Genomic DNA, 1,901 nt, shown 5'->3' with positions numbered 1-1,901 from the left:
CTGGACGGCGTTGGGAAGGTCATCGAAGGGCTTCGAGAGAGAGAGGGGGCCGCCGGTCTTGGGGCTGGTAGAGAGCAGTTCCAACAAGCCGCCCAGCTATTTGCAGACGCAGCCAACAAAATGGAAGCTGTGCTTCCCTTTCTCCCTAATGAGGAACTCTCGCAGCAGCAATTTGCATACCTGACTGAACTCAGGGGACCATGTGGCCTCTCTTCAGTGATCCTCTAATCAAAGAGCCTGAAGGATGTCTACAGGAGTTTCGCCAACGTGACACGGCAGATGTCGAGTGTGGTCGAGGGCCTTGCTGGACAAGCGAACGCCTTCCGGACCATCTCTCCCCTGCTGACAACGTACTTCCGGGTAGCTGACGGCGTAGTGGCCCTGCAGGAGCGACGTTGATTTGCAATCTCAGTAATCACCAAGGAACGTCATTCCGCTTGACTGAGAGATACACCGCTGCTACCCCTTGAGATACACCAAGGCGGTCGACGCTTTGGGGAAGAAGTCGCATAAGCGATTGCAGTTAAAGGGTTTTCTGGCTTATTTTTTCCCGGTTCGATTTAACGAACTTGTCCGGCCCGGGGAGCCAAATTCTTCAAAGCGTTGAGACGGTCAGGTCGCCCATAGGGGCTGATCTATGGCATGTCTGGAAAACCGCAGGCAGCCGCAGGTTGATCCTCAACTTGACCTGGCGCCGCTATGCAGCGCGCTTCGATCACGGCGATCTCTTCACGGCGATCTCATCAGGATTTCATCTCTTGTCACCGTTCGGGTTGGGTGCCGGTGCCTCTCGCACATCTCGTGGTGGCGGGTCGACATGTTCAAGCTCTGGCGGGGCTTCTTTGTCCCGACGTCGGACAGGTAGCTTCTCCGGTTCGGGCTTCGATGGTGGTTCTTTGATCTTGCTCGGCATAATCGAGTTAACCGCACTGCCGGTCCCTTGTTCCCGCAGCAAGCCGAAAACCTGAATGGGGGAACCGGGAGCGCCAAAGAGCGTTTTCTCGCATGCTCAAGAAGATCGCCCTTGCCGCCGTGCTGGTTCAGGTTGCCGCGGTTTCGGCTCTCATCACTCAGACGGTCCTCTTCGCGTCCACGGCCACACAGGCCGCCAACGCGCAGCCCGGCGACGCAGTCGCTGTCACTGCCGACAAGGAACCGGACAAGGCGGCGCAGCCTGCTGGTGCCGACCAATGCCCAACCCGGCTTGTGACGAGCAAGATTTTCACGAGCAACTCAATTACGGCGCAATGATAGTTCGCCATCGATGCCGGCCATCCGTCGATCCCCCCAATTTAAGTCAGGGCAATGTGCTTGAAAGCGCAATGATTCCTGTTACTTGCGGCATGGGGCGAGTGCGTTTGGGTTGGGCAAGAATTGGTATGATTTCATCGAATATGGAATGCCCGCGCTGTCATGGCAGCGGCAGGGTTTTCGACTGCTCCAAATGGTATGCGTCAAACGGGCACTGCTGCCCGCAGGGAACCCATCGGGGTGGCTGCCCCGGAAAGACGGGGCCTGCACGGAATGCGACGGCCTAGGGACAATGGCGGAGCCTCCGCTGAGGGCCGTGGCATAATCTGCGATAGTGTCGCATGCCGCTGATGGCGACGCGGACGCGCCCGCCAAAAAACCGTACTAACGGCGCGAACAACAACCGCCCGCCAAAGGTGAGCTGGCAGGGCAGCTCACCTTGTAGCGATGCGGAAACGACGACCATGCAGCCGGACCATCCTGATGGCGCCGCCCCTTATCAAGGCTAAGCGATTACCCCACCACGACCTGACCTTGTGCCGTCCATCCAAGGGAATTGGGCAAGCGGGTCCTGCAAGATTTTGACGGATCTTGCGAAGCCGGCGACGGCATCGCGCGCCACTGTCAGCGGAACCTGGCCGTCGTGAGCA

The 1,901-nt window shown here is 58.4% G+C and carries 2 protein-coding genes; both read left to right on the top strand.

Features of this window, described 5'->3' with window-relative positions; all coding sequences use genetic code 11:
- On the top strand, positions 1-228 hold a 228-nt coding region (locus ENZ75_RS34785), incomplete at its 5' end, for a hypothetical protein (RefSeq protein WP_206617135.1).
- A 777-nt stretch (positions 229-1,005) separates the two neighbouring features.
- Complete coding sequence (locus ENZ75_RS30470; RefSeq protein ID WP_063168150.1) at positions 1,006-1,251, top strand: hypothetical protein; 246 nt, start codon at positions 1,006-1,008, stop codon at positions 1,249-1,251.
- Positions 1,252-1,901: the final 650 nt, after the last annotated feature.

Source organism: Mesorhizobium sp. M7A.F.Ca.CA.002.04.1.1, assembly GCF_004022805.1.
In the GTDB taxonomy this organism is placed as follows: domain Bacteria; phylum Pseudomonadota; class Alphaproteobacteria; order Rhizobiales; family Rhizobiaceae; genus Mesorhizobium; species Mesorhizobium ciceri.
The sequence above is the reverse complement of the archived record's forward strand: the minus strand, read 5'-3'. Positions and strand labels throughout refer to the sequence as shown.

What these genes read in the sequence shown, in the direction of transcription:
- ENZ75_RS30470 (WP_063168150.1), top strand. Translation starts at nt 1,006, where the DNA reads ATGCTCAAGAAGATCGCCCTTGCCGCCGTGCTGGTTCAGGTTGCCGCG.